The sequence below is a fragment of the Streptomyces sp. TG1A-8 genome, from assembly GCF_030499535.1.
GTDB lineage: Bacteria > Actinomycetota > Actinomycetes > Streptomycetales > Streptomycetaceae > Streptomyces.
On sequence record NZ_JASTLB010000001.1, the window covers coordinates 911731 to 938135 of the forward strand.

Consider the following 26405-nt stretch of genomic DNA (forward strand, 5'->3'; position numbering starts at 1 on the left):
CCGCGGGCACGCGTGCGTCGCGTGCCGTGGAGAACCAGGAGTGTTGAGCGAGATGGCGTACTCATCCCAGTCAATTCAGCGCGGGGCCCTGCTCGCGGGCGCGGTCGCCGTCCTGGGCCTCCTGACCGCCTGCGGCGGCGAGGACGTGCAGGCCGGGCCGGTGAGGACGGCTTCCGGCACGGCCGCACCGGCGACCGGGGACACCGGACGGCCGACGTCCCCCGCCGCCGCCACGCCGTCCGGCGGCACCTCGTCCGGCAGCACGCCGTCCGCCGCCCCGCGGCCGACCGGCTCCGCGACCGAGGACACCGGCACCGGCACCGGCGGCGGGACCGGGAGCACCACCACCCGCTGCCACACCTCCGAACTGCGCGCGTCCGTCGGCCGCAACGACCCGGGGGCCGGTCAGGAGAACTTCCCGCTCGTGCTGACCAACAGGTCCGCCCGGACCTGCACCCTGCGCGGTTATCCGGGCGCGGCCTTCGTGAACGCCTCCGGCACCCAGCTCGGTCCCGACCCCAGGCGTTCCACCGCCTCCCCGGTGACGGTCACGCTCAGGCCCGGGCAGAGCGCCTGGGCCGGGCTGACCTTCTCCAATCCGGAGATCAGCGGCGCGAGGACGGCCGCACCGGCCGCCCTGCTGATCACCCCGCCCGACGAGCGGGACCACCTGCGGGTGGCGTGGACGGCCGGACGGGTCCCGGTCTCCGGTGACTCCTCCACCGTCTCCCTGACCGTCTTCACCCCCGGAGCCGGGGCCTGACCAGAGCTCCCCTCCCCCGTGCCCCGGCGCACCCCGGCGCCCGGGCACGGGGTGCGCCGGGGCGGTCTGCTTTCATGGGCGGGCGCCGCCTGACCGACCCCGGAGGGGACCGCCCTGAACACCGCACTCGCCGAGGCCCTGTCCGCGGTCCTGCTCGCCGCCGTGCTCGCCTGGGCCGTCGTACGGCCCTTCGGGTGGCCGGAGGCGGTCATGGCCGTCCCGGCCGCCGGCCTGGCGGTCGCCACCGGGGTGATCCCGCTGGAGCACGCCCGGGCCGAGGCGCAGCGGCTCGGTCCGGTGGTCGGATTCCTCGCGGCGGTGCTGGTCCTCGCCCACTTCTGCGACGTGGAGGGTCTGTTCCGGGCCTGCGGGGCGTGGATGGCGCGCTGGTCGGCGGGCCGCCCGGTGCGGCTGCTGACGGCGGTGTTCGCGCTGGCGTCGGCGATCACCGCCGTGCTCAGCCTGGACGCCACGATCGTGCTGCTGACCCCCGTCGTCTTCGCCACCGCCGCGCGGACGGGCGTACGGCCCGGACCGCACGTGTACGCCTGCACGCACCTGTCGAACACGGCGTCGCTGCTGCTGCCGGTGTCCAACCTGACGAACCTGCTGGCCTTCGCGGCCAGCGGGCTGAGCTTCACCCGGTTCGCGGCGCTGATGGCGCTGCCGTGGCTGGTGGCGATCGGGGTCGAGTACCTGGTGTTCCGGCGGTTCTTCGCCCGTGACCTCGCCGCGGCGGCCCCCGTCGGCGCGGGCACCGGGGAGGCGCCCGCCCCGCCGTGGTTCGCGCTGGTGACCGTGGGCTGCACGCTGGCGGGGTTCGTGGTGGCGTCGGCGTTCGCGGTGGACCCGGCGTGGGTGGCCGCCGCCGGGGCGCTCGTCCTGGCCGGGCGGGCGCTGCTGCGGCGCCGGGCGACCCCGCTCACCGTCGTCCGCGCGGCGGCACCGGCCTTCCTGGCGTTCGTGCTCGCGCTGGGCGTCGTGGTGCGCGCGGTCGTCGACAACGGACTCGCGGACGCGCTCGGACGGGTGCTGCCGGGCGGGGCCGGGCTGCCCGCGCTGCTGGGGACCGCGGCGCTGGCCGCCGTCCTGGCGAACGTGATCAACAACCTGCCCGCCGTGCTGGTGCTGCTGCCGCTGGCCGCTCCCGCCGGTCCCGGCGCGGTGCTGGCGGTGCTGCTCGGGGTGAACATCGGTCCGAACCTGAGCTACGCCGGGTCGCTGGCCACCCTGCTGTGGCGGCGGATCGTGCACCAGCACCGGCACGGCGTGGACCTCGGCGAGTTCACCCGGCTCGGCCTGCTGGCCGTGCCCTCGGCGCTGGCGGTGTCGGTGGTGGCGCTGTGGGGCTCGCTGCGGGTTCTGTGAGGGTGCGGGAGCGCCGCGGGAGGCCGACCGGATGCGTGTGATCGCCTGGCTCGTCGAGGGCACCTGGCCCGCCTGCGTGGACGCGGTGCGCACCCACGCCCCGCACGCGTCCGAAGTGGTGCTGCTGCACGTGAACGGCCCCGAGGTGCCCGGCGTGGCGCACGGTGCGTTCGCCGGACTGCTCGGCCGCGGGCACCCCGAACGGGACCCCGGTGACCGGCTGGAGGAGCTCGGCGGCGGTTCGGCCGCCGAGCTCCTCGACGCCGCCGCCGGGCGGCTGGGACGGCCGTGCCTGCGCGAGGAGCGCTCGGGGCGGGCCGAGCGGGAGGTGGTGGCCGCCGCCGAGGGCGCCGGTCTGCTGGTGCTGGCCCGGGACGGCGACCGGTCCCGGCTCGGGCCGCACAGCCTGGGCCCCGCCGCGCGGTTCGCCGTCGACCACGCGCCGTGCCAGGTCCTGCTGGTGTGGCCGGAACCGGCGCCCGGCCCGGGCACGCCACCTCCCCCGCCGCCGCACCGCCGCCCCTGAGCCCGGAGCCGGTCAGCGGCGGCGGTCCCGGCTGCCGCCGGGGCCCCGGCCGCCGTCGTGACGGCCGCCCGCGGCGCAGGGGGACGGGCGGACGGCGCAGCCGTCGGGCGCTGCCGGGCGGGCGGACGGCTGCGGGGCCCGCGCGGGGCGCGGGGCCGTCCCCGCCGGCGCGGCGGGGGACGGAGTGCTGTCCGCGTCCCAGCCGGCGGTCCGCACCTGCGGGTCGGTCCGGGCGGGGTCGACGGTCCAGCGCTGGACCGCGGTGCCGGTGCGGTTCTTCAGGACGAGCGTGCCGGAGCCGTCGGTGGCGGCGGGGGTCAGCGCCAGGTCCTGGTCCCGGCGGGGCACGAAGACGCCCTGGAGGGTGAAGTCGTAGCGGACGCCGCGGGCGGCCCTCCCGGTGGCCGTGCAGGAGGTGAGCCGGACCGAGTAGCCCAGGCGGGAGTCCAGGCACAGACCGGGATCGGAGGCGCTGCGCAGCAGTCCGTCGCTCTCGTACCGCCACTGCTGGTCCTCCGTGCCGGAGCAGGGGGCGAGTTCGGCCTCCGCGCCCCGGACGGCCTGCCCGCCGGCGACGTCCACGCACAGTCCCGAGGCGAGGTTGCGCAGCCGGCCGGCCAGTGCCCCCCGGGCGCCGCCGTTCCCGCCCGCCCAGGACGCTCCCGGCGCCGGGGGCTTTTCGCCGGAGGCCTCCGGGGGGCTGCCGGGGGCGCCGGCCCGGTCGCCACCCCCGGAGCCGAGCACCGACCACAGGGCCAGCGGGAGGATCACGAGACCGCCGACCGCGCCGGCGGCCAGTGCGAGGGTGCGGCGGCGGGCGCGGCGGGCGGCCCGGTGCGCGGAGCGGCGGGACGGACCGGGCGCGCCCGGGGGCGCGGCCGGGGCGGCGGCCCGGGCCCGCCGGCGTGGCGGGCGTGCGGCCGCGGCGGCCGGCGGGGGCGCGGCCGGGGCGCCGAAGTCCTCGCCGCCGGGCGGTGCGGGCGGGGTCGCCCGCGGGCGCGGCCCGGTGGTCCCGCCGTCACGGGCCGCCCGGGACTCCCGGTAGGCGCGGGCGCCCCAGCCGAGGACCGCCTCGGCCAGCGGGAGGCCGAGGCCCGTGGTGAAGTGGTCGAGCTGGTCGGCGGTCCGCCGGCAGTGCCGGCACCCCGCCAGGTGCTGCCGCAGGTCCGGGTCGACGTCGGTGCCGCCGCGCCGGAAGGTGACGTCCAGCATGCGCAGGTAGCGCCGGCACTCGTCCTGGGGGGCGAGTTCGCGGTGGGCCTGGAGGCATTCCTCGCGCAGTCGCTCACGGGCCCGGCGCAGTTCGCCGCGGGCGTCCTCCTCGTCCAGGCCCAGCAGCGCGGCCGGGACGGCGAGCGGCTCGGCCTCGGCCTCGGCGTGCCACAGCAGGACGCGGGCGGACTGCGGGAGCCGCTGGAACGCCCGGGTCAGCAACCGGCGGCCGGGCGGCGGGAGCAGCCGGGCCACCGCGCGCTCCCCGGTCCCGGCGTTCGACCGCAGGGCGGGGTGCAGCAGTTCCCGGCGGCCGTCGCCGTCCCATTCCGCGGCGATGTGGCGCACCGTGACCAGCAGGTGGGGCCGCCAGGCGGCGGACGGCCCGGCCTGTCCGAGGGACTCCCCGAAGAGGCGGGTGAAGGCGGCGGTGGTGAGCATGCCGGCGGCGCGCGGTCCGTCGGTGCACAGCCGGGCGTAGGCGAAGGCCGCCGCCCAGTGCCGGTCCAGGAGGACGCCGACGGGGTGGAGCGCGGGCGCCGTCACCGTCCACTTCCTCAGCGCGGCGCTCAGTTCCTCGTCCGAGACGTCGGACGGCCGGCCGGAGGCGGGGGGATCCGGCGGGCCTGCGTCGTTCACGGCGGCATTCCTCCGGCGGCTCTTCTCGAGCGTGGGGGACGTACGGGAGCGGCCTGGCGCGTGCGGGGGAGGAAGTCAGTGGCTGCACGCCGGCAGCGCACACTTTCGCACAGGCCGGCAGCGCGGAACAAGGGACCCTCCACCGCGCGCGGTTGCGCGCGGGAAGTCCTCTTCCGGCGTCGCGCCGGCGAAAGCCGGCCACCGTGGAAGCGGGGGCCGTGCGCCCGCCCGGCGAGCCCGCCGGCGTCGCCGGGCGGGCGGGTTTCAGTGACCGGCGACGGCGCGGGGCGTGCAGGGCTGCTGCGGTTCCTCGATCTCCTCGTCGCTCCGCCGGAGTTCGACCGCGGCCACGGCGTCCTCGATGTGCCCCGGCCTGGCGGCGCCGACGATCGGCGCGGTCACCGTGGGCTGGTGCAGGAGCCAGGCGAGGGCCACCTGGGCGCGCGGGACGCCGCGGTCGCCGGCGATGCGGGTGACGGCCTCGACGACGGCGCGGTCGCCGTCGGAGTGGAGGCCGCTGCCGAAGGCGTCGGTGGCGCTGCGCTCGGTCGCCGTGCCCCCGCCGCGGGTGAGCCGGCCCCGGGCGAGCGGGCTCCACGGCAGCACGCCCACGCCCTGGTCCGCGCAGAGCGGCAGCATCTCCCGCTCTTCCCCCGCTCTTCCTCGCGGTAGAGGAGGTGGTAGCGGTTCTGCACGGACACGCACTTCGTCCAGCCGTGCCGCTCCGCCGTGTACGGGGCCTTGGAGAGCTCCCACGCGTACATCGAACTCACCCCGATGTAGCGCACCTTGCCCGCCTTCACCAGGTCGTGCAGCGCCTCCGTCGTCTCCTCGACGGGCGTGGCGTGGTCGAAGCGGTGGATCTGGTGGAGGTCCACGTAGTCGGTGCCGAGCCGGCGCAGGCTGTGGTCGATCTCGGTCATGACGGCTTTGCGGGACAACCCGGCGCCGTCGGGGTCCGGCCGCATCCGGCCGTGCACCTTGGTGGCGAGCACGATCTCGTCGCGGTTCGCGAACTCGCACAGGGCCTTGCCGACGATCTCCTCACTGGTGCCGTCGGAGTAGACGTCCGCGGTGTCGAAGAAGGTGACGCCCGCCTCCAGCGCCTGGCGGATCAGCGGGCGGGACGCCTCCTCGTCCAGGGTCCACTCGTGCGCGCCGCGGTCATGCAGCCCAGACGGATCCGCGACACCCCCAGACCCGTCGAACCGGGCTTCACGTACTGCATCGTTGCTGCTCCCTGCCTCCAGACGGTGGGCGCGTCGAGCGTACGGGCTGCCCGGGGCCGGCTTGACCGCGGCCACGCCCGGACGGTTGGATCCTGGCGTGCCACGCACCCAAGACCCCTCCCGCGTCCCAGGTCCCCGGACGACCGCCGGTGCCGCGCTGCTCGCCCTGACCGTCGTCGCCTGCGGGCTGTCCGGCTGCCGGGCCGACGGCACGCACTCCGGCGCGTCGGAGCCCCCCGCGGTGCGCCTGCCGCCGCGCCACGCCGGGTTCGACTACCAGATCGGCGGCGCCTACCCCCCGCCCGCCGGGGTCCGGATCGTCAGCCGCGACCGGTCGGACTCCCCCGCGCCCGGCCTGTACAACATCTGCTACGTCAACGCCTTCCAGGCCCAGCCCCAGGAGCGCTCCGCCTGGCCCGCCGACCTGCTGCTGCGCGACGCGCACGGTGACGTCGTCATCGACCGGGACTGGAACGAGCCGCTGCTCGACATCCGCACCCCGGCCAAGCGCGAGCGCGTGGCCCGGCGGGTGAACGGGTGGATCGACGGCTGCGCGAGGAAGGGCTTCGACGCCGTCGAACCCGACAACTACGACAGCTACACCCGCTCGCGGCACCTGCTGACCGCCGCCGACGCCACCGCGTTCATGCGGCTGCTCTCCCGGCACGCGCACGCCCGGCGGCTGGCCATCGGGCAGAAGAACACCGCGGAACTGGCCGGGCTGCGCGAACGCGCCGGGCTGGACTTCGCGGTGACGGAGGAGTGCGGGCAGTACGACGAGTGCGGGGTGTACGCCGACGCGTTCGACAACCGGGTGGTGGACATCGAGTACACCGGCACCGGTCTGCGCAGGGCGCGCGCCCGCTGGGGCGGCCGGATCAGCATCGTCCGCCGTGACGTGAACGTCTCCACCCCGGGCAGCGCGCAGTACGTCCGCGCGGTGCGGTGACGGCCCTCAGGGCCGCTCCAGCAGGTCCAGGGCCCGTTCCCAGCCGAACGCGGGCCGGGTGCCGTCCGGCCGGGGCGCGCCCGAGTACCGCTCGCCGAGGCGGACGCCCGTGCCCCGCAGCCGCGGCAGGCTGTCCCGGCAGGCGGGGTGGGCGGCGAGCGCGTCGGCCACGCAGGGCAGGACGGCGATCGGCACCCCCAGGCCCAGGGCCTCGCACAACGTGCCCGGGGCGAGGGTGCCGGCGGTCCCGGCCGCCCACTTGTTGACCGTGTTGAAGGTGGCGGGCGCCACCACCGCGGCGTCCGGCGGCGGGAACGGCCGGGGGCCCTCCGGGGAGCGCCACGCCGACCGCAGGGGACGGCCCGCCCGGGCCTCGACGGCGGCGGTGTCGAAGAACCCGCCCGTCGCGACCGGTGTCGCGATGACGCCGGCCTGCCAGTTGCGCTCCCGCGCGGGCCGTGACCAGTTCGCCGGCGGCGGTCCCGGCCGCGCAGACGACGTAGCGGAAGGGCCGCCCGGTGTCTTCGGTCATCCGGGCACCCTGCTGACGCCGCCGTCCGGGCCGCGGCCGGTCCCTGCCGTCAGCCTGCCGCCCCGCCGATCGTGATCGCGCCGACCGGGCAGGCGCGGGCCGCCTCCCGGACCATCGCGTCGCCCGCGCCGTCCTCGCGGCCGGGGATCAGCGTGCTGTAACCGTCGTCGTCCTGGGTGAACACGCCCGGCGCCGCGAGCGCGCACTGGCCCGCGCCGATGCAGGCGTCCTTGTCGATGTCGATGTGCATGGGCAGAGCCTTACCAGGTCACGGGGAGTTCCAGCATCCCCTGGATGGTGTCGCCGGGCTTGAAGGGGATGTCCCGCGCGGGTGCGGCGAGCCGGAGGCCGGGCAGCCGCTCGAAGAGGCTGCCGAGGGCGATCTCCAGTTCCGCGCGGGCGAGGTTCTGGCCCAGGCACTGGTGGATGCCGAAGCCGAACGCCACGTGGTGCCGGGCGGAGCGGTGCCAGTCGAGGGCGTCGGGGTCGTCGTACACCGCCGGGTCGCGGTTGATCACCGAGGTGGCGAAGAGGACTCCGTCCCCGGCACGGATCGTGACGCCGGCGACCTCGATGTCCTCCAGGGCGATGCGCTGCAGTCCCTCCGCGATCGACAGCATCCGCATCAGCTCCTCGACGGCCGCGGGCAGCAGCGCCGGATCGGTGCGCAACTCCGCGAGCCGGTCGGGGTGCTGGAGCAGGGTGTAGGTGCCGAGGGAGATCATGTTGGCGGTCGTCTCGTGGCCGGCGACCAGCAGGATGACGGCCATCGAGACGAGTTCGGCGCGGTCGAGCGTGCCGTCGCGGAGCTGGTGGTGGACCAGGTCGTCCAGGACGCCGTCGCCGGGCGTGCGCTGCTGCGCCTTGCGGTCGACCAGCGCGCCGAGGTAGGCCTCCAGGCGGTCGCGCGCCTGTGCGGTGTCGGCGGCCGTGGGACCGCGCAGCAGCGTGCGGGACTGCTCCTCGAAGAACTCGTGGTCCTCGTACGGCACTCCGAGCAGCCCGCAGATCACCATGGACGGCACGGGCAGGGCGAACGCGGAGACCAGGTCGGCGGGCGGCCCCTTCTCGATCATCGCGTCCAGCAGCCCGTCGACGGTCCGCTGGATCTGCGGCCGCATCCCGGTCGCCCGTTTGAGGGTGAACGACGGCACGACCGTCCGCCGCTGGGCGCGGTGTTCGGGGTCGTCGACACCGAGGAGCCCGACCCGGCGGCCGCGGCCGGCCAGGAAGCGGGGGCTGGGCACGGGGAAGTCGTGGCGGCTCCGGTCGGAGGACAGCCGGCTGTCGGCCAGCAGTGCGCGGGCGGTGGCGTGCCCGGTGACCAGCCAGACCTCGCGGCCGTCGAAGAGGGTGACGCGGGACAGGGCTCGCCCGTCGCGCAGCGGGTCGTATCCGGTGGGCGGGTGGTAGGGGCAGGTGCGGTCCTGTGGGAAGGGGACTGGCGCGGCCGGGATCTCGGGGCCGGTGGTGTCCGTGCCTTCCGTCAGTTCCGTCAGTTCCGGCATGGAAAGACCTCGCAGACGAAGGAGTGCGTCGTACCGACCTCCATTAGATGCCTCAGGCACCTATATGGCGACGGCAAGTCCGGCCAGATCGGTGATCGGCGGGATCTGGCCGAAGAGCGCGCGCACGCGGGGCGGTCACCGGCCGCGGTCCGCACCGGGTGCGGTGCCCGTGGGGCGGGCTCACGGGGTGTCCGGCGCGAAGGCCCGGGCCACGGCGAGGCTGTCCTCGTACACGTGGTGGCGTACGACCAGGCCGTCGCGGACCGTGAGGTGCAGGGCGAACCGGGCCGCGTAGGAGCGGCCGGTCGGCGCGGCCGTCTGCCGGACGACGCCGAGGACGACCGCGTCCTCGCCGTCGACCAGGATGCGTTCGACCGCGGTGTCCGCTTCCTCCGGGACGTGGTGGGCGGCCAGTGCCCGGTAGTGCGCGGCGGCGTCGGCGCGGGTGCGGCGGTGCCGGATCCACGGGGTGTCGGCGCGGCCGTGCTCGTCCTGCGGCCAGCTCAGCCGCCAGTCGCCGCGCTCCGCGTAGAGCTCGGCGATCCGCGCCGGATCGCCCTGGCCGATCCGGCGCAGCAGTTCCTCCACGACGGAACGGGTCGGGGTGGTGCAGTCGACGTACACGAACGGTCCTGCCCCCTTCCAGCGGCCGGGTGCGGCGGGTGCGCGGCGGTCACCGCGCCCACCACTGTGCCGCAGCCGCCGCGGACGGCACGGTGACGCGCGCGGTAATCACTCCCCCGGGGAACGTGCCCGCGGTGCGGATGATTCGGGCGGCCGCCGGTGTTGAAGGGGGTTGCAGGTGACCGTGATGAGCCGTTGGACCGATGAAGGGGACGGAATTCCATGCCGCTTGAGGGCGAGTACGAGCCCAGCCCGACCCAGTGGGTGCGCGAGCAGGTCGAGTTGTACGAGAGGTCCGGCGGGACCGAGGGCACGACGTTGCGGGACACCGGGCTGCCGGTCATCCTCCTGACCACCCGCGGCGCCCGCAGCGGCAAGCTGCGCAAGACCCCGCTGATGCGGGTCGAGCACGAGGGCAGGTACGCCGCGGTGGCCTCGCTCGGGGGCGCGCCCAAGCACCCGGTGTGGTACTTCAACGTCCTGGCCGACCCGCACGTCGAGCTGCAGGACGGGCCGGTGAAGCGGGACATGACGGCCCGTGAGGTCACCGGGGCGGAGAAGGCCGAGTGGTGGGAGCGTGCCGTGGCCGCGTTCCCGCCGTACGCGGAGTACCAGGAGAAGACCTCCCGGGAGATCCCGGTGTTCGTCCTGGAACCCCGCGACGGGGACTGAATCCCGCGCGCGGTTCCGGCCGGGGAGCGGTTCCTTCCGGAAATGCCCGTGCGCGGGCGCATGAACCGGCTCCCCGGCGGGCAACGGTGCGTCAGGCCCCGCCGCGCTCCCCCGTAGCGGCGGGGTTTCTTCCTGCCTCGCCCGCCGGCCGGTCGGTGATGTCGAGGAAGATCTGGTCGGTGGCCGGAAACATGTGGGCGAGCGAGCGCTTGATGCGTACGGCGACCTCCTCGACGCGCTCGCTGTCCAGGCCGGGGACGAGGTCGATGCGGGCGGCCACCATCGTGGAGTCGAGGCCCATCTGCATGGTGAACAGCGCCTCCACGCTGTCGATCTCCGGCTGGGCCTCCAGCAGCGCCTGGATCCGGCCGCTCAGCTCGGGGTCGGCGGCCTCCCCGATGAGCTGGTCGCGGGCGTCACGGCCGAGCCGGTAGGCGACGTACACCAGCAGCAGGCCGATCGCCAGCGAGGCGGAGGCCTCCCACACGACCTGTCCGGTCACCAGGTGCAGGGCCATGCCGATGAGGGCCAGGGTGACGCCGAGCACCGCCGTGCCGTCCTCGGCGACCACCGTGCGCAGCGCGGGGTCGCGCAGTCCGCTGAGGCCGCCGCCCTGCCGGCGCACCTGGTGCAGCGCCCGCAGCAGCGACAGGGCTTCGGCGACCAGTGCCACGCCCAGCACCGCCAGGCCCACCACGTAGCCGCTGAACTCCTCGTCGGCGCCGCTGCGCAGGGCCTCGACGCCCTGGTAGAAGGAGAAGCAGCCGCCCATGACGAAGATCCCGACGGCCGCGAGGAGGGACCAGAAGAACCGTTCCTTGCCGTAGCCGAAGGGGTGCCGCCGGTCGGCGGGGCGGCGGCTGCGGCGCAGGGCGGCCAGCAGGAAGACCTCGTTGAGGCTGTCGGCGACCGAGTGCGCGGCCTCCGACAGCAGTGCGGGCGAGCCCGCGAGCACGCCGCCGACGGCCTTGGCCACGGCGATCACCAGGTTCGCGGCGAGGGCGACGAGCACGGTGACGCGGGTGTGCCGGTCGGCCTGGGAGTCCTCCGGCCGGCTCGCGGCACGCTCCGCCGGGGCGGCGCCGGGTGCCCGCGGGTCCGGATCGTGCGGGACGGCGCCCTTCGGCGACGTCCGGGGAGCGCCGTCGGCGGTCCGGTCCCGTGCCCCGGCGGTCGGTTCGGTGGTCGGTTCGCGCGTGGCCGTGTTCGTCCTCCCGGTGTCGTGTCCGCCGACCGGCGGCGCAGACGTGCTCGCCTCTCCGGTCCTGTCCTCGGCCGTCCGTGCGGCCCTCTCCCGTTCCGAGGATGTACCGCTCACCTCTCGGCGACTGCCCGCGCCCACGCGGATCACACCGTGCCGGCGGCGGGAAACGGTGAACGCGTCCGGCGCGGGCGCCCCGCTGCGCGCAGGCGCGCACTGCGGTCTCCGGCGGCTGGAGGCGCCCGCCTCCCGGCCGCCGGGGCAGCGCCGCCGACCCCACCGGCGTCCTCCCGCTCGGCCCGGACCCCGCCGAACGGCACACCGCCCCGCGCCACCGCCCGGGCCGGTGCCGCAGGGCGAACGAGTGGCGCCCGAAGGAGGCCTCGCATGAGGGCCGGATGACGAGGAAGGAGTCACACATGGCGAAGAACAAGAGCAAGAGGAAACAGGCGCTGCCCCTGGCGTACAAGCCGGTCGGTTTCGTGCTCAGCTGGGCGGGCGGCGCGCTGGCGGGAATGGCCTTCCGCAAGGCGTGGAAGATCGTGCGGCACGAGGAGGACGCCCCCGACGCGCTGGACCCGGACCGCGGCTGGGGCGAGATCCTGCTGGCCGCGGCGGTCCAGGGCGCCATCTTCGCGGTGGTGCGCAGCGCCGTGGACCGCACCGGGGCGAAGGCCATCGCCCGGTCCACCGGTGTGTGGCCGACCACCGACAAGGGCGGCCGGGACTGATTCGGGCGTCAGGGGGGTGTCTTCCGGGCCGGACCACCAGTCCGGCCCGGAAGACACCCCCGCGCCCTGTCCTCGGCCCTGTTCCGGGGCCTCAGCCCTGCTTCGGGGCCGTGGGCTGGACCAGGCGCAGGGTGAAGGAGTGGCCGGCCGGGTCGGCGTAGCCGCGCTCCTCGTAGGGGCCGTGGGCGTCCCGCGTCTGCAGCGGCCGGCCGCCGAGCGCCACCACCCGGCGTTCGGCCTCGTCCAGGTCCTCGACCAGGAAGTCCAGGTGCGCCTGCAGGGAGTTCTCGGGGCGCGGCCAGCTCGGGGGGGTCGCGGCCGTGTCCCGGCGGCAGGCGATCCGGATGCCGTCGGCACCCCTGACCTCCACGAGGTTGGCGGACGCCTCGGTCTGCCGGCCTTCCAGCAACTCCTTGTAGAACTGGGCGAGTTTCTCGGGCTCGACGCAGTCCAGCACCACGACGCCCGCGGTGACGAGGGGCATGTCTCCTCCTGGATGTCCTCTTGTCCTGGGACGCCCTCTTGCCGTCCTTCCCCTGCGGATACCCCGCCCACCGGTTTCACTCGGCGCCTCCTTTCTTGGACAGGTGTCCTGTTATCCTGGGCACCTGTCCAAGAAAGAGGGTGCCGATCGTGGAGATCGCGGCGAAGATGCTGGTCGGCCTGGTGGCCGTGCTGCACGTGTACTTCCTGGTGCTGGAGATGTTCCTGTGGCAGCGCGCTCCGGGGCGCGGACTGCACGGCCTGGATCCCGGGACGGCCCGGGCGACCGCACCGCTGGCCGCCAACCAGGGCCTGTACAACGGCTTCCTGGCGGCGGGCCTGGTGTGGGGGCTGGCGGCGGCCGGACCGACCGGATTCGGGGCGCGGGTGTTCTTCCTGGTGTGCGTGGTGGTGGCGGGTGTGTTCGGCGCCGTCACGGCCAACCGGCGCATCCTGTTCGCCCAGGCTCTGCCCGGAGCGCTCGCACTGGCCGCGGTGCTCGTCGCCCGATGACCCGGGCGCCCCAGGAGGACCCGCGGGCGGCGCGCACCCGTGCCCGGTTGCGCGCCGCCCTGCTCGACGAGTGCGCCGAGCGCCCGCTGGCGGAGGTGGGCGTGGCCGCCCTGGTGCGCCGGGCCGGGGTGGGCCGGGCCACGTTCTACGTGCACTACGACGACCTGGAGGCGCTGGCGGTCGACGCGTGCGCGGACGTCGTACGGCAGGCGGTGGACGCGCTGCACGCCTGGCGGGGGCGGCCCGACCCGGTCAACGCCCCGTCCGCGCTGCGGGAGTTCTTCCTGGGCCTCACCCCGCACGCGGGCCTGTACCGCTCGCTGCTCGCGCCGGGCGGCGGCGGCCCGCTGGGCCGGGTGCTGCACCGGGACCTGCGGGCGCGCAGCCTGGCCGAGCGCGAACTGGCGGGTGCGGCGGACGCCCCGCTGGTCGCCTCGGCCGTGGCCGCGACCTTCGCGGGGGTCCTCGCCGACTGGCTGCACGGACTGCTTCGGGCGACGCCGCGGGAAGCGGCGGACCAGGTCTGGCAGTTGCTCGTCGCGCTGCACCGCAGCCGGTGACGGTCGGCCGGTGGCGGTTCAGTCGCGGCCGGCGCCCTCCCGCACCCGGGGCCGCTCCTCGACCCCGTCGGGCGTGCGGACGTAGACGCTCGCCCGGTCGGCGGTGAGCCACAGCCGCCAGTGGCGGTAGTGGTACCCGGTGTCGCGGGCGCCGGCGGGCATGCGGGTGTCGCCGTCGTACCGGCCGATGAGCAGACCGTCGCCGGTGAGCACCCCCTCCGGGTCGCGGGCGTACTGCCGGGTGCCCGCGCCCTCGTCCGGTACCGGGAAGGAGGCGCTCTCCCCGCCGCAGTGCTCCGCGCCGGCCCCCGCTGCGGAGCCGGCTCACCGGCACCCGCCCGCCGTGCCCGTCCGTCCACACCTGCCGCCCCGGGGCGGCGGCGTACCGGGCGGGCAGTTCGGCGGGGTCGCAGGAGGCGTCGGTCTCCGGGCCCCGGCCGGGGCGCCCCTCCTGGTCCTTGGCGACGACGGCGGCCTTGGTCCGGCCGCCGACGCCGAAGGAGTACAGCACCCGGTCCGCCTCCGTGCGCTCCGCGCGGTAGCCGTCGCCGGGCCGGCTGGGTCGTGTCGAAGTGGAGCCCCAGCCCCTCCTCCGGTGTGTCCCCGCCGTCGGACGTGCTCCACTCGTCGGGTCCGCCGCACCCGAAGATCTCCCCGTCGTACTCCAGGGCCCGGCCGGCCGCCCCGGAGGCCGGCCGCAGGGCGCGGGGCCCTGTCCGCACGGCCCCTTCACCAGGACGTACAGCGGGCCGCCAAGGCGCGCGGCGCCCACGTGATCGGCACGGCGAGCGCGGGCAAGCACGGCTTCCTGCGGGGGACCGGCGTGGACGAGCCGGTCGACTACCGGTCCGTCGACGTCACCGGGGCGGTGCGGGACGTCGACGTGGTGCTGGACACGCCGGGCGGCGAGAGGTCCGTGCGGACCCTGCGGCCGGGCGGGGTCGTGGTGTCGGTCCCGCCGGGCGGCTCCCGGGACTTCCCCGACGAGGCGGCGCGGCCGGGGGTGCGCGCGGTGCGGGTGCCGGTGGACACCGACCGCTCCGGGATGCGGGCGGTGGCGGACCCGGTGGAGTCGGGCGGGCTGCGTACCACGATCGCCGGGACCTTCCCGCCGGCGGATGCCGCCGAGGCCCGTGAACGGGGCGGCACCGGGCGCACGACGGGCAGGCTGGGGCTGCTGGTGGACTGAGTCCGGCGAAATCTGGTGGGCGTCGCAGGCACCGCGAAGACATATGTCAATCGAACATGCTCAAATTCACTCCATCGAGGGTAACTTGACGAGCGTGAACCGATGCCGGGGCGCGGGGTGGGAGGTAAAGCCGTCATGGGACAGGGACCCGCACCGTCCGACCGGCACCTTCGGGTGCACGAGTACCGCGGCCACACGGTGCTGGAGTTCCGCGGCGAGATCGACATCGCCGCGGCGGCCGAGGTCCAGCCCGCGCTGGACCGGATCACCGACCGGCCGGGCCTGCGCGCGGTCATCGACCTGCGGCGGGTCGAGTTCTTCGACTGCTCCGGAGTGCGCCTCATCCACCGGGCCCGCGGCCGGGTGCTGGAGCGGGGCGGGCGGTTGCACCTGGTGTGCGCCCATCCGCTGACCCTGCGCGTCTTCCGGGTCACCGGGCTGACCCGGCTGCTGACCCCCGAGCCCACGCTGGATGCGGCCCTCACCCGGTCGGAGGCCGCGTCCGGCTTGCCGTGAGGCCGGCCGGCGAGCGGGGACCTCGGTGCCTTTCGGCCAACTCTTCGGTCTGGCACGCCCGGTGGCGGGCATCCGGAGAGCAGGAAGGAGGACCCTCCCATGACGACTTCGGTCAGGCGCCCGCCCCGGCACGTGCCCGGCTGGGCCAAGGTGATCGCCGCGTTGGTGGTGGTGCTCATGGTGCTGTTCGCGGGGATCCGGCTGGCCGTGCTCCCGGGCGTCAAGGACCTGTTCGGCACCGAGACCCACGACCGCTCCGGGCCCGCACTCCTGAAGTCCATCCAGGAAATGAGCCGTTACGACGCCGCGTCCGGCAACTTCCAGGTCGTCGTGGACCTGGAGAAGGACGCCAGGTTCCTGCCGGACGCGATCCGCGGCACCCGCACCCTCTACGTCGGCGCGGGCACCGTGGACGCCTACGTCGACCTCGGCCGGATCGGCCGCGACGACGTGCGGGTCGACGGTGACCGCACGTCGGCCACCCTCCGGCTGCCGCACGCGCGCCTCGGCCGGCCGGCCCTGGACCCCGACCACTCCTACGCCGTGTCCAAGCAGCGCGGTCTGCTGGACCGGCTCGGCGACGTGTTCTCGGACAACCCGAACAGCGAGCAGGCGGTGCAGAAGCTCGCGGTGCGGCACATCGGCCAGGCCGCGCGGAGCAGCGGACTGACCACGCGGGCCGAGACGAACACCACCGGCATGCTCCGGGGGCTGCTGCGCTCCCTCGGCTTCAAGGAGGTGCACGTCTCCTACGGGTCCTGAGACCCGGCCACCGCGGTCCCGACCGCTCCCCCACGGCCCCCGCCCGGCCTGCCGCGACTTCCGGGCGGGGGCCGTCGCGCCCGGCGGGGGCCGTCGCGCCCGGCCGTCCCGTTCGCGGCCCCTTCGCGGCCCGTTCGCGGCCCTGGCGGGAAGGGGGACCACCGGTGCGCCGGGCCCCGGGGCGACGGCATCCTCGGCGGCCCTCCGGGTAACCGCCTGGACGCGGGGACGCCGACGACTGGAGGATCGCATGGACCGGACCGCCCTACGCCTGCCCGCGGCGCTGCGTGCCCCGAGGAAGCGGCAGCCCGCCGGGGAACCGCCCCTGGAGCGGGAACACCACGTGCTCGCGCTGCCGTGGCGGGTGCTGGCGATGCTGTGCGCCTTCGTCTTCATGGTGGCCTTCGCCGTCGTCCTCGCCCGGATCACCCTGCAGCCGTCCCCGGCGTCGGTGTCCCTGACCCACAGCAACCTGCACCCCGGACGCTCCCTGCGGGCCTACGTGGACCACGCCCCGGTGCGCGACGCGGTCAAGCAGATCGGCGGCAACGTGCTGCTCGGCGTCCCGTTCGGCGTCCTGGTGCCGGTGCTCGCCCCGCGCGCCCGGCGCGTGCTGCGGGTGCTGCTGCTCACGGCCCTCGTGATGCTGATGGTCGAGATGGCGCAGGGCGCGCTGGTCACCGGGCGGGCCTTCGACATCGACGACGTCATCCTCAACACCACCGGGGCGCTGATCGGCTGGCTGCTCCTGGGACGGCGGCTCGGACGGGCCGTGCACGCGCGCGTACGGCGGCCGGCAGCTGAGTGACCGTCACGCAGAGGTCCGTACCAAGGTATTGACGCCTTCCTTATCTCACTCCTTAAATCAAGAGGCGTCACTCCCCCCACGTGAAACGGAGAGTCATGGCCTCCCCCGCCTGCTCCGCAGATGTCTGTTCGCCGCCCTGTCGGCCGCGCTGGTCGGTTCGGTCGCCGTCGGCCCGGCCCAGGCGCACACCGCCACCCCGGCCGTCGCCACCGCCACCACCTTCTCGGACACCTTCGACGGTCCCGCGGGTTCCGCGGTCGACTCCTCGAAGTGGACGACGGAGACCGGCGACAACGTCAACAACCACGAGCGGCAGTACTACACCTCGGGCACGAAGAACGCGGCCCTGGACGGCCAGGGCCACCTGGTGATCACGGCCCGCAAGGAGAACCCGGCCGGTTACCAGTGCTGGTACGGCAGCTGCCAGTACACCTCGGCCCGGCTGAACACCTCCGGCAAGTTCGCCGCCCAGTACGGCCACGTCGAGGCCCGGATGAAGATCCCGCGCGGCCAGGGCATGTGGCCCGCCTTCTGGATGCTCGGCAACGACATCGGCCAGGTCGGCTGGCCGAACTCGGGCGAGATCGACGTGATGGAGAACGTCGGCTTCGAACCCTCGACCGTGCACGGCACCATCCACGGACCGGGCTACTCCGGCTCGGCCGGCATCGGCGCGCCCTACACCCTGCCCAACGGCCAGGTCTTCGCGGACGCCTTCCACACCTTCGCCGTCGACTGGGCCCCCGACTCCATCACCTGGTCGGTGGACGGCACGGTCTACCAGCGGCGCACGCCCGCGGACGTGGGCGGCAACACCTGGGCGTTCAACAAGCCGTTCTTCCTGATCCTGAACCTCGCGGTCGGCGGCTACTGGCCGGGCGACCCGGACGCCTCCACGGCCTTCCCGGCGCAGCTGGTGGTGGACTCCGTGTCGGTGACCACGAGCAGCACCGCGGCCGGCGTCCCGATCACGGGCCTGGCGGGCAAGTGCGTGGACGTGGCCTCGGCCAGCTCGGCCAACGGCACGCCGGTCCAGCTCTACGACTGCAACGGCAGCGCCGCCCAGCAGTGGACGGTCGGCTCCGACGGCACGATCCGGGCGCTCGGCAAGTGCCTGGACGTCACCGGCAACGGCACCGCGGACGGCTCGACCGTCCAGCTGTGGGACTGCACGGGCGGCCCCAACCAGAAGTGGGCCGTCTCGGCCGCGCACGACATCGTCAACCCGCAGGCGAACAAGTGCCTCGACGTGCCCTCGGCCAACTCGGCCAACGGCACCCGGCTGCAGATCTGGACGTGCAACGGCACCGCGGCCCAGAAGTGGACGGTGGGCTGAGCCACCGGTTCAGTGCAGCGTCCAGGTGAACTTGTCACCGCCCACCCAGCGGACCACGTCCGGGTCGTCCAGGTCGTGGACGGTGATCCCGAAGGACGCGGCGGCCTCCAGCACGTCGGTGACGGTCCTGGCCTCGCCGACCACCTGACCGTCGATCTCCATGATCCGGAAGGGCGGGCGGCCCGGCTTGCCCGGCATCACCCCCAGCACCAGGATCCGCGGGTGCGGGATGTGGGGAGCTGCTTGTTCGGTCATGCCTTCGAGGGTAGAACGCGGGCCGCTCCGGCGGCTCGTCCGCAGGAGCCGTCGAGGAGGTCGAGCACCGCCGCCTCGACGGCTCCCTGCGTGGCCGGACGCCCGAAGTCCCCGTGTTCGCCCAGCCGGGTGAGCGCGGGGGCGACGGTGACGTCCTGCTCGAACAGCTCGAAGACCTGCGGGTCGATGTAGGAGGCCCGGCACACCGCGGGGGTGTTGCCGAGGTAGTGGCTGACCTCGCGGACCGCGCGGCTGATCTGCCGGCGCCGGGAGGCCTCGGTGGCCCGGGCCGTCCCGTGGGTGACGGCGACGGCCACGGCGGCGAGCACCGTGGCGTGCCAGGTGCGGAAGTCCTTCGCCGTGACGTCCGTGCCGGACAGCCGGCGCAGCGCCTCGTTCAGGTCGTCGCCGTGCAGGTCGTGCCAGGCGCCGCGCTCGTGGAAGACCAGGAAGCGGTCGCCGCCGCGCGGACGGCGCAGCAGGGCCCGCGCCACGGTGTTCACCTGGTCGTCGACCAGGGCCCGCACCATCTCGACGCCGCCCTTGGCGGGGAAGTTGAACGTGATCTCGCCCCGGCCGCAGCTGACGTGCTCGCGCAGCATCGTCGTCAGGCCGTAGGTCTCGCTGTTGCGGGTGTGCCGGTCGCTGCCGATGCGGAAGAACCCGAGGTCGAGCAGGCGCACCGCGCAGGCGGTGACCCGCGCGCGGCTCAGCCCGCGCCCCGCCAGGTCGGTGGCGACCTTGGCCCGCAGCTCGGGCAGGGCCCGCGCGACCTGCCGCACGTGTTCGTGCTTGGCCCGGTCCTGCTCCGTCCGGAACTGCTCGTGGTACAGGTACTGGCGGCGGCCGGCGTCGTCGGTGCCGACGGCCTGCAGGTGGCCGTTGGGCCAGGGGCAGATCCACACGTCGCGCCAGGCGGGCGGGATGGTCAGGGACCGGATCCGGGCCAGCTGCCCGGAATCGGTGAGGGGTTCGCCGGTGGCGTCGGCGTACCGGAAGCCCCGGCCGCAGCGGATGCGCTTGTAGCCGGGGCCGTCGCAGGAACTCGTGCGCAGCCTCACCGGCGCCTCACGGACGGCGCCAGTCGTCGCTCGTCAGGTGCGAGCCGGCCTGCGGGCCCATGCGGAGCATGCCGCCGTCGACGCTCCAGGAGGCACCGGTGACGTAGGAGGCGTCCGGGCCCGCGAGGAAGGCGATGACGGCGGCGACCTCGCGGGCGTCACCGGGGCGGCCGAGGGGGACGCCGGGACGGCGCTCGGTGTGCACGTCGGTGTCCTCCTGGCCGGTCATCGGGGTGGCGATCTCCCCCGGCGCGACCGCGTTCACCGTGATGCCGTGCTCGGCGAGTTCCAGGGCCATGACCTGGGTGAGCAGGCCGAGGCCGCCCTTGGCCGCGCAGTAGGGGGCGGCACCGACGCGGGGCTGGTGCTCGTGGACGGAGGTGACGTTGACGATCCGGCCGCCGTCGCCCTGCCGGATCATGTGCCGCGCCGCGCGCTGCCCGCACAGGAACGGGCCGACGAGGTCCACGTCGAGCACCTTCCGCACATCCTCCAGACCGAGGTCGAGGAACGGGGTCATGGTGCCCGTGCCGGCGTTGTTGACCAGCACGTCGACCCGGCCCAGGGCCGCGCACAGCTCGTCCACGGCGTCCGCCGCCTCGGGCAGCCGGGTCAGGTCCAGCCGCGCGAGCGCGGTCCGGCGGCCGGTCGCGCGGATCTCCTCCGCCGTCCGTTCGGCGCCCTCGCGGTCGCTGTGCCAGGTGATGCCGACGTCCAGGCCCTCCCGGGCCAGGCGTACGGCGGTGGCGCGGCCGATGCCGGAGTCGGCGCCGGTGACCACGGCCGCCCTCGGCCGCCCGGCGGGAACGGAAGCGGAATCGGGCATCGCGGACCTCCTCACGGTGGGACGGTGGGACATCGCAGTACCCGGTGCCGACACGGGCAAACCGGGCCCGGGAACCGCGGGAGGGGACGGTCCGAGGAGCCCGCGGGCCGTGCGCGGGGCCCTGACCGGGCAGGTCCCGGACCCGCCCGCGCGAGCCGGGGCGCGGCCTGCGCCGGGCCGGGCACCGTCACGCGTGACGCGGGCGTGGGGTGGTACCCGGTCCGCAGCGAGAGAAAGGACCCCCGCATGGACCGCGCCGCCGTCTTCGACGTCGACGGGACCCTCGTCGACACCAATCACCTGCACGTCGTCACCTGGTGGGAGGCCTTCCGGCAGGCGGGCCACCGGGTGCCGATGCACGCGGTGCACCGGGCGGTGGGACTCGGCTCCACGGATCTGATCGCCCACCTGCTCGGGGAGGACCGCGACCCGTCGCAGGACGCCGAGCTGAGCGCCGCGCACAAGGCGCTGTACGGGCAGTACTTCGACCGGCTGCCCGCCCTGCCCGGGGCCGGGGAGCTGCTGCGGCGGCTGCACCGCGAGGGCTGGGCGGTCGTCCTCGCCACCTCCGCGAGCGGCGGCGAACTGGGCGCGCTGCGCCGGGCGATCGACGCGGACGACGCCATCACCGGCACCGCCAGTTCGGACGACGTGCAGGAGGGCAAGCCGGCCGCGGAGCCGGTGGAGCACGCCCTGGAGCTGGCCGGCGTGCCCGCCTCCCGGGCGGTGTTCGTCGGGGACACCGTGTGGGACATGCGGGCGGGCGGCAAGGCGGGGGTGCGCTGCGTGGGCCTGCTGTGCGGCGGGATCCCGCGGGCGGACCTGACGGAGGCGGGGGCGCATGAGGTGTACGCCGACCCCGCCGACCTGCTGGCCCGGCTGGCGGACAGCCCGCTGGGCTGACCCGCCGCCCGGGTGTCCCGAGTCACAGGAGGAGCCGGAACGGCCCGGGGTGGTTGGCCGTTGAACGAACCGTGGGTGTGGACGGGACGGTGTCCGGGCCCCACCCACGGCCCACGGGGACGATCGTCCGGCTGAAGCCCTGTGGAGTCCCCGCCGCGGGGCGACCGCCGTCCGCGCCCGCACCCGGACCGCCCCGGCCGTGATTCCCCCGTCACGGCCGGGGCTCTTTCCCTGTCCCCGTTTCCCACCGCCGCCGTGTGCGGGCCGACCGCCCGGGTACCCGGGCGGTCGGCCGAGCCCCCCGCCGAGAGGAGCCGAAGGTGAACACACCAGCGGGCAGCAGGGTGGTCGTGACGGGCGCCACCGGGAACGTGGGCACGAGCGTGGTCCGCCTGCTCTCGGAGGACCCCCGGATCGCGTCGGTGCACGGTCTGGCACGGCGGACGCCCGAGTGGTCCCCGCCGAAGACGCAGTGGTCGGCGGTGGACCTGGCGTCCGGGACGGCCGGCCCGGCCGAGCTGTTCGAGGGCGCCGACGCCGTGATCCACCTGGCCTGGGCGTTCCAGCCGACGCACGATCCGGCGACCACCTGGCGGACCAACGTCCTGGGCAGCATCCGGGTGTACGAGGCGGTGGCCGCGGCCCGGGTGCCGGTGCTGGTGCACGCCTCGTCGGTGGGCGCCTACTCCCCGGGGCCCAAGGACCGCCCCGTGGACGAGTCGTGGCCGACGCACGGCTGGCCGGACGCCGCGTACTGCCGGGAGAAGGCCTATCTGGAGCGCACCCTCGACGTCTTCGAGCGCGACCACCCCGAGGTGCGGGTGGTGCGGATGCGTCCGGCGTTCCTGTTCAAGTGGCAGTCGGCGAGCGAGCAGCGCCGGATCTTCGGCGGACGCTTCCTGCCCGGTCCGCTGGCCCGGCCCGAGCTGTTGCCGTTCCTGCCGGACGTCCCCGGGCTCCGGCTGCAGGCGCTGCACACGGACGACGCGGCCGAGGCCTACCGGCTCGCGGTGCACTCGGACTCCGCCCGGGGCGCGTACAACCTCGCCGCCGAGCCGCCGGTCGACGCCGCGATGCTCGCGGAGATGCTCGGCGCCCGCCCGGTCCGGCTGCCGCGCACGGCGGTCCGTTCGGCGATCGCCGCGGCCTGGGGACTGCACCTGTTGCCGGCGTCCCCGCACCTGTTCGACGCGGTCCTGCGCCTGCCGCTGATGGACTGGAGCCGGGCCCGCACCGAGCTGGGCTGGCGGCCCCGGTACACGGCGGACGAGGTGCTGCGCGAGTTCCTGGACGGACTGCAGAAGGGCGGCGGCATGGAGACGGCGCCGCTGCAGGGACACAAGGTCGGCTGATCCGGCCGGAACGAGGAGTGAGTCATGACGGCACAACCCGAACAGCCTGCGGCGCCGGAGCCGGGGCCCGGCTCCGGCACGGACCGCCCGGTCCCCCGGGACCTGCCCGATCAGCAGGCGCGTCCCGGTGAGGACCCCTGGGAGGTCGCCCCGGCGGAGGCGGCCGGTGACGGCGCGGCGGCAAAGGACGCGGACGACGTGCCCGACCCCGACGAGGCCGGCGCGGGCCGCCGGGGCGGACCGGACCCCGCGGTGGCCCCCTCCGACGGGCCGGCCCCGGAGGAGTCCTCCGGCTGAGCGCTCCGCGCGGCCGGTGTGCTCAGCGCGGTGTCCGTTCCCGCAGGGCGGCGCGCCAGGCAGGCAGGCGGGCCTCGGTGACCGGTTCGGGGCGGTGGCCGCCGCGGGCGAAGAAGTCGGCCAGCGGCAGGATCGCGGCGCCGACGGTGACGGCGTCGGGACCGAGCCGGCCGAGGTCGATGGTGACCTTGTCGCCCGGGTGACGCAGGGCGTACGTCGCCGCGTGGCGGCGCACGGCGGGCAGGAACCGGGTGCCGAGCTGGAGGCCGGCCCAGCCGCCGATGAGGATCCGCTCCGGCTGGAAGAGGTTGATCAGGTCCGACAGGCCGGCGCCCAGGTACTCGGCGGTCTCCTCCAGCACGGCCAGCGCGACCGGGTCGGCCCCGGTGCCCCCGGGCGGGTAGGCGGCGGCGAGCATCGCGGTGAGCGCGGTCTCCTCGTCGGTCCCCTCCGGCGGGCGGCCGCCCTCCTCGCGCCAGCGGGCCAGCAGTGACTCGGCGCCGGCGTAGGCCTCCAGGCAGCCCGGTGCGCCGCAGCGGCACCGGCGGCCGCGGACGCGCACCGTCAGATGACCCCATTCGACGGCCCGCCCCTGCTCCACCTGGGGGGTGACCAGGCAGGCGCCGACGCCGGAGCCGAAGAGCACGACCACGGCGTTGCGGGCGCCGCGTCCCGCGCCGAACCACATCTCGGCCTGGCCCAGCGTCTTGGCGCCGTTGTCGATGAAGTACGGGACGCCGTCGGGGAGGCCGGAGGTCGAGTGGAGCAGTTCCTCCAGCGGGACCGCGTCCCAGCCGATGGTCTGCCCGTGCACCACCGCGCCCCGGTCCGCCGTGTACTCCACGATGCCGGGGACGCCGACGCCGACGCCCAGCAACCGCTCGGGCGCCGCCTCCCGGGCGGCGAGGACCTCCGATACGCCGTCGCGGATGTGACCGGTGATGACGTCGACGTCGTAGCCCTGCGGGCTCAGCGGGCGCTCGGTGCGGGCGAGTTCGGTGAGGGCCAGGTCGAACAGCTCGACGCGGACGCGGGTCTCGCCGACGTCGACGCCGACCATCTGCCCGCTGTGCGGGGCGACGCGCAGCAGGGTGCGGGGGCGCCCGCCGTCGGAGTCGACGCTGCCGGCCTCCTCGACCAGGCCGTCGGCCACGAGGTCCGCGACCACGTTGCTGACCGAGCCGGAGCTGAGACCGGTCGCGGGGCCCAGCTCGAAGCGGCTGAGCGGGCCGTCGAAATAGAGCCGCTGCAGCACGGCCGTGCGGTTGCCCCGTCTGAGGTCGCGTACCGTGCGCCCGCTCCGCGCCGCCATGTGGCCCCCTCCGTACCGTGTCCGACCTGCAACATACCCTCGCGGCCCGACCCCGGGCGACTTCGTTCCCCCTTATTTCAAACTGTGAGCGAAGCAGGAACCGGCTGTTTCCGGCCGGCGGGCCGGACCGTGTGCCCCTGCCGCGGGGCGCACGGGGCGCGGAACGGCTCACCGGCGCCCCGGGCCGCCGGCCGGGTCCGCCGACCGACGCACTCCGCACCTGCACCCGCACCCGCACCCGCACCCGCACACCGAAAATCCATTGGCCCATCCTTTTCTGGCTACGTAGGCTAGCCATGCACCTAGACCCCATAGGTTCACACTCCGGCGCTCCGGAAGGACTTCCCCCATGAGACCGCTCACCGAGCAGGACATCCGCAAGTCGTTCGTCAACTGCTCCCAGGGGGAGGCCAAGCGTCTGGCGGTCCCGCGCGATCTGGGCGAACGCCCGTGGGACGACCTCGACTTCCTCGGCTGGCGCGATCCGGGGGCGCCCGACCGCAGCTACCTGGTCACCGAGCGGGACGGCCGGCCCGTCGGCGTCACGCTGCGCTTCCCGGCCGCGCAGCGCGGGTTCCTGCGCCGCAGCATGTGCTCGGTGTGCCTGACGACCCATCCGGGCGGCGGGGTCTCGCTGATGACCGCGCGGAAGGCGGGCGCTGCGGGCCGCGAGGGCAACTCGGTCGGCGTGTACATGTGCACGGACCTGGCGTGCTCGCTGTACGTGCGCGGCAAGAGGCTGCCGCAGTCCGGGACGCGGTTCGAGGAGAGCCTCACCCTCCAGGAGCAGATCGCCCGGACCACCGCCAACCTCCGGGCCTTCCTCGACAGGCTCCGGGCCTGACGGGCCGGGCGCCCGGCCCGCCCCCGCCGGGGCGGATCGCCCGCACGCCGTACGCCTCCTGACCGAGGTGATCGATCCGGAAGGTCCGCGGACGGACACGGTCCCGGAAGAAGCACGTTCGACGCACCGGCGGAACGGGAACAGGCCAAAGGATGCACGACGTACGGAAATGGACAGCGGAACTGCAGCGCATGCTGGGACGCCGCCGGGAGCCGGTGGTCGTCCAGACCCTGCGATCGGCGACGGCGGCGACGATCGCCTACGTCATCGCGCTGCGCCTGAGCCCGGAATCCGCCCCCCTGACCGCGCCCCTGACCGCCCTGCTGGTCGTCCAGGTCACCTTCTACGCCACGCTCACCAACGGCATCCGCCGGGTGAACGCGGTGGTGGCCGGGGTGCTGGTCGCCATCGCCTTCAGCCTGCTGGTCGGGCTGACCTGGTGGAGCCTGGCGCTGCTGATCGTGGCCGCGCTGGGCGTGGGGCACCTGGTGCGGGTCGACGAGTACGTGGCCGAGGTGGCGATCAGCGCCATGCTGGTGCTCGGTGTCACCGCCCACGGGTTCACCGCCTGGGCGCGGATCGTGGAGACGCTGATCGGCGCGGTCGTCGGGATGGCCTGCAACCTGCTGCTGCCGCCCCCGGTGTGGGTGGACGAGGCCGGCCGGTCGATCGAGGACCTGGCGCGCCGGGTGCGGCAGCTGATGCTGCGGATGGGCGAGGAGGCGGCCGGCCGCATCCCCTGGGAGCGGGCGGCCGAACGTCTGCACGAGGCGCGCCGCCTGGACCACGACATCGTCCGGGTGGACGCGGCACTGCGGCAGGCGGAGGACAGCCTGCGGCTCAACCCGCGCGTGAAGGAGGGGCTGCTGCACCGGGTGGTGCTGCGCACCGGACTGGACACGCTGGAGATCTGCACGGTCGTCCTGCGGGTACTGGCCCGCTCCTTCACGGACCTGGCCAAGGCCCGCGGCCCCGAGGAGCTGTTCCCGCCCCGGGTCGGCGCGGCCGTGGAGCAACTGCTCTCCGAGGTCGGCGACGCCGTCGTCAGCTTCGCGGTGCTGGTGACCACCGACCTGAGCGAGAACGCCGAGTCGGCGGAGGCGCGGCTCACGGCCGAGCTGCACACGGCGACCGGCACCCGCGACCGGCTCGCCGGACTGTTCCGGGAGGAGATCCGCGAGGACTGGGAGAACTGGCAGCTGATGGGCGCGGTGCTGACCGAGGCCGACCGGATCATCGACGAGCTGAACACCGAGCACCGCACCCGGCGCCTGCTGGAGGAGCTGGACCGGGTCTCCCAGGAGCAGCGGGCGAAGCTGCCGCGGGTGACCCGGCTGCGCGACCGCCTCGGCGTCCAGGAGGAGCTGTGGCGGAACCGGGCGGGGATCGGCGAGCGTTCTTCGTGAGGAGTGCCGGGCGGGGCCCGGCACCGCG

Annotated in this window: 28 protein-coding genes and 3 pseudogenes; 18 read left to right on the forward strand and 13 right to left on the reverse strand. The window is 75.1% G+C overall.

What is annotated here, in order from left to right; all coding sequences use genetic code 11:
* Positions 1 to 52: 52 nt before the first annotated feature.
* The 3 genes from QQY24_RS03555 (at position 53) to QQY24_RS03565 (ending at position 2657) form a co-directional block, all read left to right on the forward strand.
* On the forward strand, positions 53 to 763 hold the full coding sequence (locus tag QQY24_RS03555; RefSeq protein ID WP_301971197.1) for a DUF4232 domain-containing protein: 711 nt from the start codon (positions 53 to 55) through the stop codon (positions 761 to 763).
* A gap of 114 nt (positions 764 to 877) precedes the next feature.
* Entirely contained in the window at positions 878 to 2131 is a 1254-nt protein-coding gene (locus QQY24_RS03560; protein WP_301976128.1) for an arsenic transporter, read from the forward strand.
* A 31-nt stretch (positions 2132 to 2162) separates the two neighbouring features.
* Complete coding sequence (locus QQY24_RS03565; RefSeq protein WP_301971198.1) at positions 2163 to 2657, forward strand: universal stress protein; 495 nt, start codon at positions 2163 to 2165, stop codon at positions 2655 to 2657.
* A 12-nt stretch (positions 2658 to 2669) separates the two neighbouring features.
* Here QQY24_RS03565 and QQY24_RS03570 read toward each other — a convergent pair whose 3' ends face one another.
* Together QQY24_RS03570 and QQY24_RS03575 are read right to left on the reverse strand one after the other, a co-directional pair.
* Entirely contained in the window at positions 2670 to 4508 is a 1839-nt protein-coding gene (locus QQY24_RS03570; protein WP_301971199.1) for an RICIN domain-containing protein, read from the reverse strand.
* A gap of 264 nt (positions 4509 to 4772) precedes the next feature.
* Positions 4773 to 5736, reverse strand: a pseudogene (locus QQY24_RS03575) (aldo/keto reductase).
* A gap of 188 nt (positions 5737 to 5924) precedes the next feature.
* Here QQY24_RS03575 and QQY24_RS03580 point away from each other — a divergent pair.
* Positions 5925 to 6686, forward strand: a complete 762-nt coding sequence (locus QQY24_RS03580; protein WP_301976129.1) for an endo alpha-1,4 polygalactosaminidase — start codon at positions 5925 to 5927, stop codon at positions 6684 to 6686.
* Between the two features lie 6 nt (positions 6687 to 6692).
* On the opposite strand, the pseudogene QQY24_RS03585 reads toward QQY24_RS03580, so the two are convergent.
* The 4 genes and pseudogenes from QQY24_RS03585 to QQY24_RS03600 all read right to left on the reverse strand — a co-directional run bounded on the left by QQY24_RS03585 (position 6693) and on the right by QQY24_RS03600 (position 9350).
* A pseudogene (locus QQY24_RS03585) lies at positions 6693 to 7218 on the reverse strand (flavoprotein).
* Between the two features lie 49 nt (positions 7219 to 7267).
* Complete coding sequence (locus QQY24_RS03590; RefSeq protein WP_301971200.1) at positions 7268 to 7468, reverse strand: ferredoxin; 201 nt, start codon at positions 7466 to 7468, stop codon at positions 7268 to 7270.
* A gap of 10 nt (positions 7469 to 7478) precedes the next feature.
* Positions 7479 to 8726: a cytochrome P450 gene (locus tag QQY24_RS03595; RefSeq protein ID WP_301971201.1), complete on the reverse strand. Its 1248-nt coding sequence runs from the start codon at positions 8724 to 8726 to the stop codon at positions 7479 to 7481.
* Between the two features lie 180 nt (positions 8727 to 8906).
* Positions 8907 to 9350 carry a nuclear transport factor 2 family protein gene (locus tag QQY24_RS03600; protein ID WP_301971202.1) on the reverse strand — a complete coding sequence of 148 codons (444 nt, stop codon included), beginning with the start codon at positions 9348 to 9350 and terminating at the stop codon, positions 8907 to 8909.
* A 222-nt stretch (positions 9351 to 9572) separates the two neighbouring features.
* On the opposite strand from QQY24_RS03600, the gene QQY24_RS03605 reads away from it, so the two are divergent.
* A complete protein-coding gene (locus tag QQY24_RS03605; RefSeq protein ID WP_301971203.1) occupies positions 9573 to 10022 on the forward strand; it encodes a nitroreductase family deazaflavin-dependent oxidoreductase in 450 nt (149 codons plus the stop codon).
* A gap of 91 nt (positions 10023 to 10113) precedes the next feature.
* On the opposite strand, the gene QQY24_RS03610 is transcribed toward QQY24_RS03605, so the two are convergent.
* Complete coding sequence (locus QQY24_RS03610; protein WP_367657975.1) at positions 10114 to 11340, reverse strand: cation diffusion facilitator family transporter; 1227 nt, start codon at positions 11338 to 11340, stop codon at positions 10114 to 10116.
* 302 nt (positions 11341 to 11642) lie between these two features.
* On the opposite strand from QQY24_RS03610, the gene QQY24_RS03615 reads away from it, so the two are divergent.
* On the forward strand, positions 11643 to 11954 hold the full coding sequence (locus QQY24_RS03615) for a DUF4235 domain-containing protein (RefSeq protein WP_301971204.1): 312 nt from the start codon (positions 11643 to 11645) through the stop codon (positions 11952 to 11954).
* A 91-nt stretch (positions 11955 to 12045) separates the two neighbouring features.
* Here QQY24_RS03615 and QQY24_RS03620 read toward each other — a convergent pair whose 3' ends face one another.
* Positions 12046 to 12438, reverse strand: coding sequence for a VOC family protein (locus QQY24_RS03620; protein ID WP_301971205.1), 393 nt, complete (start codon positions 12436 to 12438; stop codon positions 12046 to 12048).
* Between the two features lie 149 nt (positions 12439 to 12587).
* Between QQY24_RS03620 and QQY24_RS03625 the strand changes: the two genes are divergently transcribed.
* Together QQY24_RS03625 and QQY24_RS03630 are read left to right on the forward strand one after the other, a co-directional pair.
* Positions 12588 to 12950 carry a DUF1304 domain-containing protein gene (locus tag QQY24_RS03625; protein ID WP_301976131.1) on the forward strand — a complete coding sequence of 121 codons (363 nt, stop codon included), beginning with the start codon at positions 12588 to 12590 and terminating at the stop codon, positions 12948 to 12950.
* The gene (locus tag QQY24_RS03630; RefSeq protein WP_301971206.1) at positions 12947 to 13510 is read left to right on the forward strand and encodes a TetR/AcrR family transcriptional regulator; all 564 of its coding nucleotides are present in this window, start codon (positions 12947 to 12949) and stop codon (positions 13508 to 13510) included. The genes QQY24_RS03625 and QQY24_RS03630 overlap by 4 nt, the downstream gene beginning before the upstream one ends.
* An 18-nt stretch (positions 13511 to 13528) precedes the next feature.
* Here QQY24_RS03630 and QQY24_RS03635 read toward each other — a convergent pair whose 3' ends face one another.
* Positions 13529 to 13723 carry a hypothetical protein gene (locus QQY24_RS03635; protein WP_301971207.1) on the reverse strand — a complete coding sequence of 65 codons (195 nt, stop codon included), beginning with the start codon at positions 13721 to 13723 and terminating at the stop codon, positions 13529 to 13531.
* 526 nt (positions 13724 to 14249) lie between these two features.
* On the opposite strand from QQY24_RS03635, the pseudogene QQY24_RS03640 reads away from it, so the two are divergent.
* The 5 genes and pseudogenes from QQY24_RS03640 to QQY24_RS03660 all read left to right on the forward strand — a co-directional run.
* Positions 14250 to 14699 (forward strand): annotated as a pseudogene (locus QQY24_RS03640) (zinc-binding dehydrogenase); the annotation flags it as partial.
* Positions 14700 to 14834: 135 nt separating this feature from the next.
* On the forward strand, positions 14835 to 15215 hold the full coding sequence (locus QQY24_RS03645; protein WP_301971208.1) for an anti-sigma factor antagonist: 381 nt from the start codon (positions 14835 to 14837) through the stop codon (positions 15213 to 15215).
* Between the two features lie 99 nt (positions 15216 to 15314).
* Positions 15315 to 15977, forward strand: coding sequence for a DUF4230 domain-containing protein (locus QQY24_RS03650; protein ID WP_301971209.1), 663 nt, complete (start codon positions 15315 to 15317; stop codon positions 15975 to 15977).
* Positions 15978 to 16227: 250 nt separating this feature from the next.
* Entirely contained in the window at positions 16228 to 16785 is a 558-nt protein-coding gene (locus QQY24_RS03655; RefSeq protein ID WP_301971210.1) for a VanZ family protein, read from the forward strand.
* A 109-nt stretch (positions 16786 to 16894) separates the two neighbouring features.
* Entirely contained in the window at positions 16895 to 18121 is a 1227-nt protein-coding gene (locus tag QQY24_RS03660) for a family 16 glycosylhydrolase (protein WP_301976132.1), read from the forward strand.
* 9 nt (positions 18122 to 18130) lie between these two features.
* Here QQY24_RS03660 and QQY24_RS03665 read toward each other — a convergent pair whose 3' ends face one another.
* Genes QQY24_RS03665 through QQY24_RS03675 form a run of 3 tightly spaced genes read right to left on the reverse strand, consistent with a single transcriptional unit; the run spans position 18131 to position 20263 of the window.
* On the reverse strand, positions 18131 to 18376 hold the full coding sequence (locus QQY24_RS03665) for a hypothetical protein (protein ID WP_301971211.1): 246 nt from the start codon (positions 18374 to 18376) through the stop codon (positions 18131 to 18133).
* Complete coding sequence (locus QQY24_RS03670) at positions 18373 to 19437, reverse strand: DNA topoisomerase IB (protein ID WP_301971212.1); 1065 nt, start codon at positions 19435 to 19437, stop codon at positions 18373 to 18375. The genes QQY24_RS03665 and QQY24_RS03670 overlap by 4 nt, the downstream gene beginning before the upstream one ends.
* A gap of 7 nt (positions 19438 to 19444) precedes the next feature.
* Complete coding sequence (locus QQY24_RS03675) at positions 19445 to 20263, reverse strand: SDR family oxidoreductase (RefSeq protein ID WP_301971213.1); 819 nt, start codon at positions 20261 to 20263, stop codon at positions 19445 to 19447.
* Positions 20264 to 20509: 246 nt separating this feature from the next.
* On the opposite strand from QQY24_RS03675, the gene QQY24_RS03680 reads away from it, so the two are divergent.
* The 3 genes from QQY24_RS03680 (at position 20510) to QQY24_RS03690 (ending at position 22815) form a co-directional block, all read left to right on the forward strand.
* Complete coding sequence (locus tag QQY24_RS03680; RefSeq protein ID WP_301971214.1) at positions 20510 to 21166, forward strand: HAD family hydrolase; 657 nt, start codon at positions 20510 to 20512, stop codon at positions 21164 to 21166.
* Positions 21167 to 21486: 320 nt separating this feature from the next.
* Positions 21487 to 22518, forward strand: coding sequence for an SDR family oxidoreductase (locus tag QQY24_RS03685; protein WP_301971215.1), 1032 nt, complete (start codon positions 21487 to 21489; stop codon positions 22516 to 22518).
* 24 nt (positions 22519 to 22542) lie between these two features.
* On the forward strand, positions 22543 to 22815 hold the full coding sequence (locus tag QQY24_RS03690; RefSeq protein WP_301971216.1) for a hypothetical protein: 273 nt from the start codon (positions 22543 to 22545) through the stop codon (positions 22813 to 22815).
* A 22-nt stretch (positions 22816 to 22837) separates the two neighbouring features.
* Here the strand turns inward: QQY24_RS03690 and QQY24_RS03695 are convergent, their stop codons facing one another.
* On the reverse strand, positions 22838 to 24127 hold the full coding sequence (locus QQY24_RS03695; protein ID WP_301971217.1) for an ROK family transcriptional regulator: 1290 nt from the start codon (positions 24125 to 24127) through the stop codon (positions 22838 to 22840).
* A gap of 349 nt (positions 24128 to 24476) precedes the next feature.
* On the opposite strand from QQY24_RS03695, the gene QQY24_RS03700 reads away from it, so the two are divergent.
* Entirely contained in the window at positions 24477 to 24971 is a 495-nt protein-coding gene (locus QQY24_RS03700; RefSeq protein WP_301971218.1) for an FBP domain-containing protein, read from the forward strand.
* Between the two features lie 152 nt (positions 24972 to 25123).
* Complete coding sequence (locus QQY24_RS03705; protein ID WP_301971219.1) at positions 25124 to 26377, forward strand: aromatic acid exporter family protein; 1254 nt, start codon at positions 25124 to 25126, stop codon at positions 26375 to 26377.
* The last annotated feature ends 28 nt before the right edge of the window (positions 26378 to 26405 follow it).

What these genes read in the sequence shown, in the direction of transcription:
- QQY24_RS03680 (WP_301971214.1), top strand. Translation starts at nt 20,510, where the DNA reads ATGGACCGCGCCGCCGTCTTCGACGTCGACGGGACCCTCGTCGACACC.
- QQY24_RS03650 (WP_301971209.1), top strand. Translation starts at nt 15,315, where the DNA reads ATGACGACTTCGGTCAGGCGCCCGCCCCGGCACGTGCCCGGCTGGGCC.
- QQY24_RS03565 (WP_301971198.1), top strand. Translation starts at nt 2,163, where the DNA reads ATGCGTGTGATCGCCTGGCTCGTCGAGGGCACCTGGCCCGCCTGCGTG.
- QQY24_RS03630 (WP_301971206.1), top strand. Translation starts at nt 12,947, where the DNA reads ATGACCCGGGCGCCCCAGGAGGACCCGCGGGCGGCGCGCACCCGTGCC.
- QQY24_RS03665 (WP_301971211.1), bottom strand. Translation starts at nt 18,376, where the DNA reads ATGACCGAACAAGCAGCTCCCCACATCCCGCACCCGCGGATCCTGGTG.
- QQY24_RS03590 (WP_301971200.1), bottom strand. Translation starts at nt 7,468, where the DNA reads ATGCACATCGACATCGACAAGGACGCCTGCATCGGCGCGGGCCAGTGC.
- QQY24_RS03700 (WP_301971218.1), top strand. Translation starts at nt 24,477, where the DNA reads ATGAGACCGCTCACCGAGCAGGACATCCGCAAGTCGTTCGTCAACTGC.
- QQY24_RS03695 (WP_301971217.1), bottom strand. Translation starts at nt 24,127, where the DNA reads ATGGCGGCGCGGAGCGGGCGCACGGTACGCGACCTCAGACGGGGCAAC.
- QQY24_RS03605 (WP_301971203.1), top strand. Translation starts at nt 9,573, where the DNA reads ATGCCGCTTGAGGGCGAGTACGAGCCCAGCCCGACCCAGTGGGTGCGC.
- QQY24_RS03655 (WP_301971210.1), top strand. Translation starts at nt 16,228, where the DNA reads ATGGACCGGACCGCCCTACGCCTGCCCGCGGCGCTGCGTGCCCCGAGG.
- QQY24_RS03645 (WP_301971208.1), top strand. Translation starts at nt 14,835, where the DNA reads ATGGGACAGGGACCCGCACCGTCCGACCGGCACCTTCGGGTGCACGAG.
- QQY24_RS03705 (WP_301971219.1), top strand. Translation starts at nt 25,124, where the DNA reads ATGCACGACGTACGGAAATGGACAGCGGAACTGCAGCGCATGCTGGGA.
- QQY24_RS03595 (WP_301971201.1), bottom strand. Translation starts at nt 8,726, where the DNA reads ATGCCGGAACTGACGGAACTGACGGAAGGCACGGACACCACCGGCCCC.
- QQY24_RS03690 (WP_301971216.1), top strand. Translation starts at nt 22,543, where the DNA reads ATGACGGCACAACCCGAACAGCCTGCGGCGCCGGAGCCGGGGCCCGGC.
- QQY24_RS03615 (WP_301971204.1), top strand. Translation starts at nt 11,643, where the DNA reads ATGGCGAAGAACAAGAGCAAGAGGAAACAGGCGCTGCCCCTGGCGTAC.
- QQY24_RS03555 (WP_301971197.1), top strand. Translation starts at nt 53, where the DNA reads ATGGCGTACTCATCCCAGTCAATTCAGCGCGGGGCCCTGCTCGCGGGC.
- QQY24_RS03675 (WP_301971213.1), bottom strand. Translation starts at nt 20,263, where the DNA reads ATGCCCGATTCCGCTTCCGTTCCCGCCGGGCGGCCGAGGGCGGCCGTG.
- QQY24_RS03620 (WP_301971205.1), bottom strand. Translation starts at nt 12,438, where the DNA reads ATGCCCCTCGTCACCGCGGGCGTCGTGGTGCTGGACTGCGTCGAGCCC.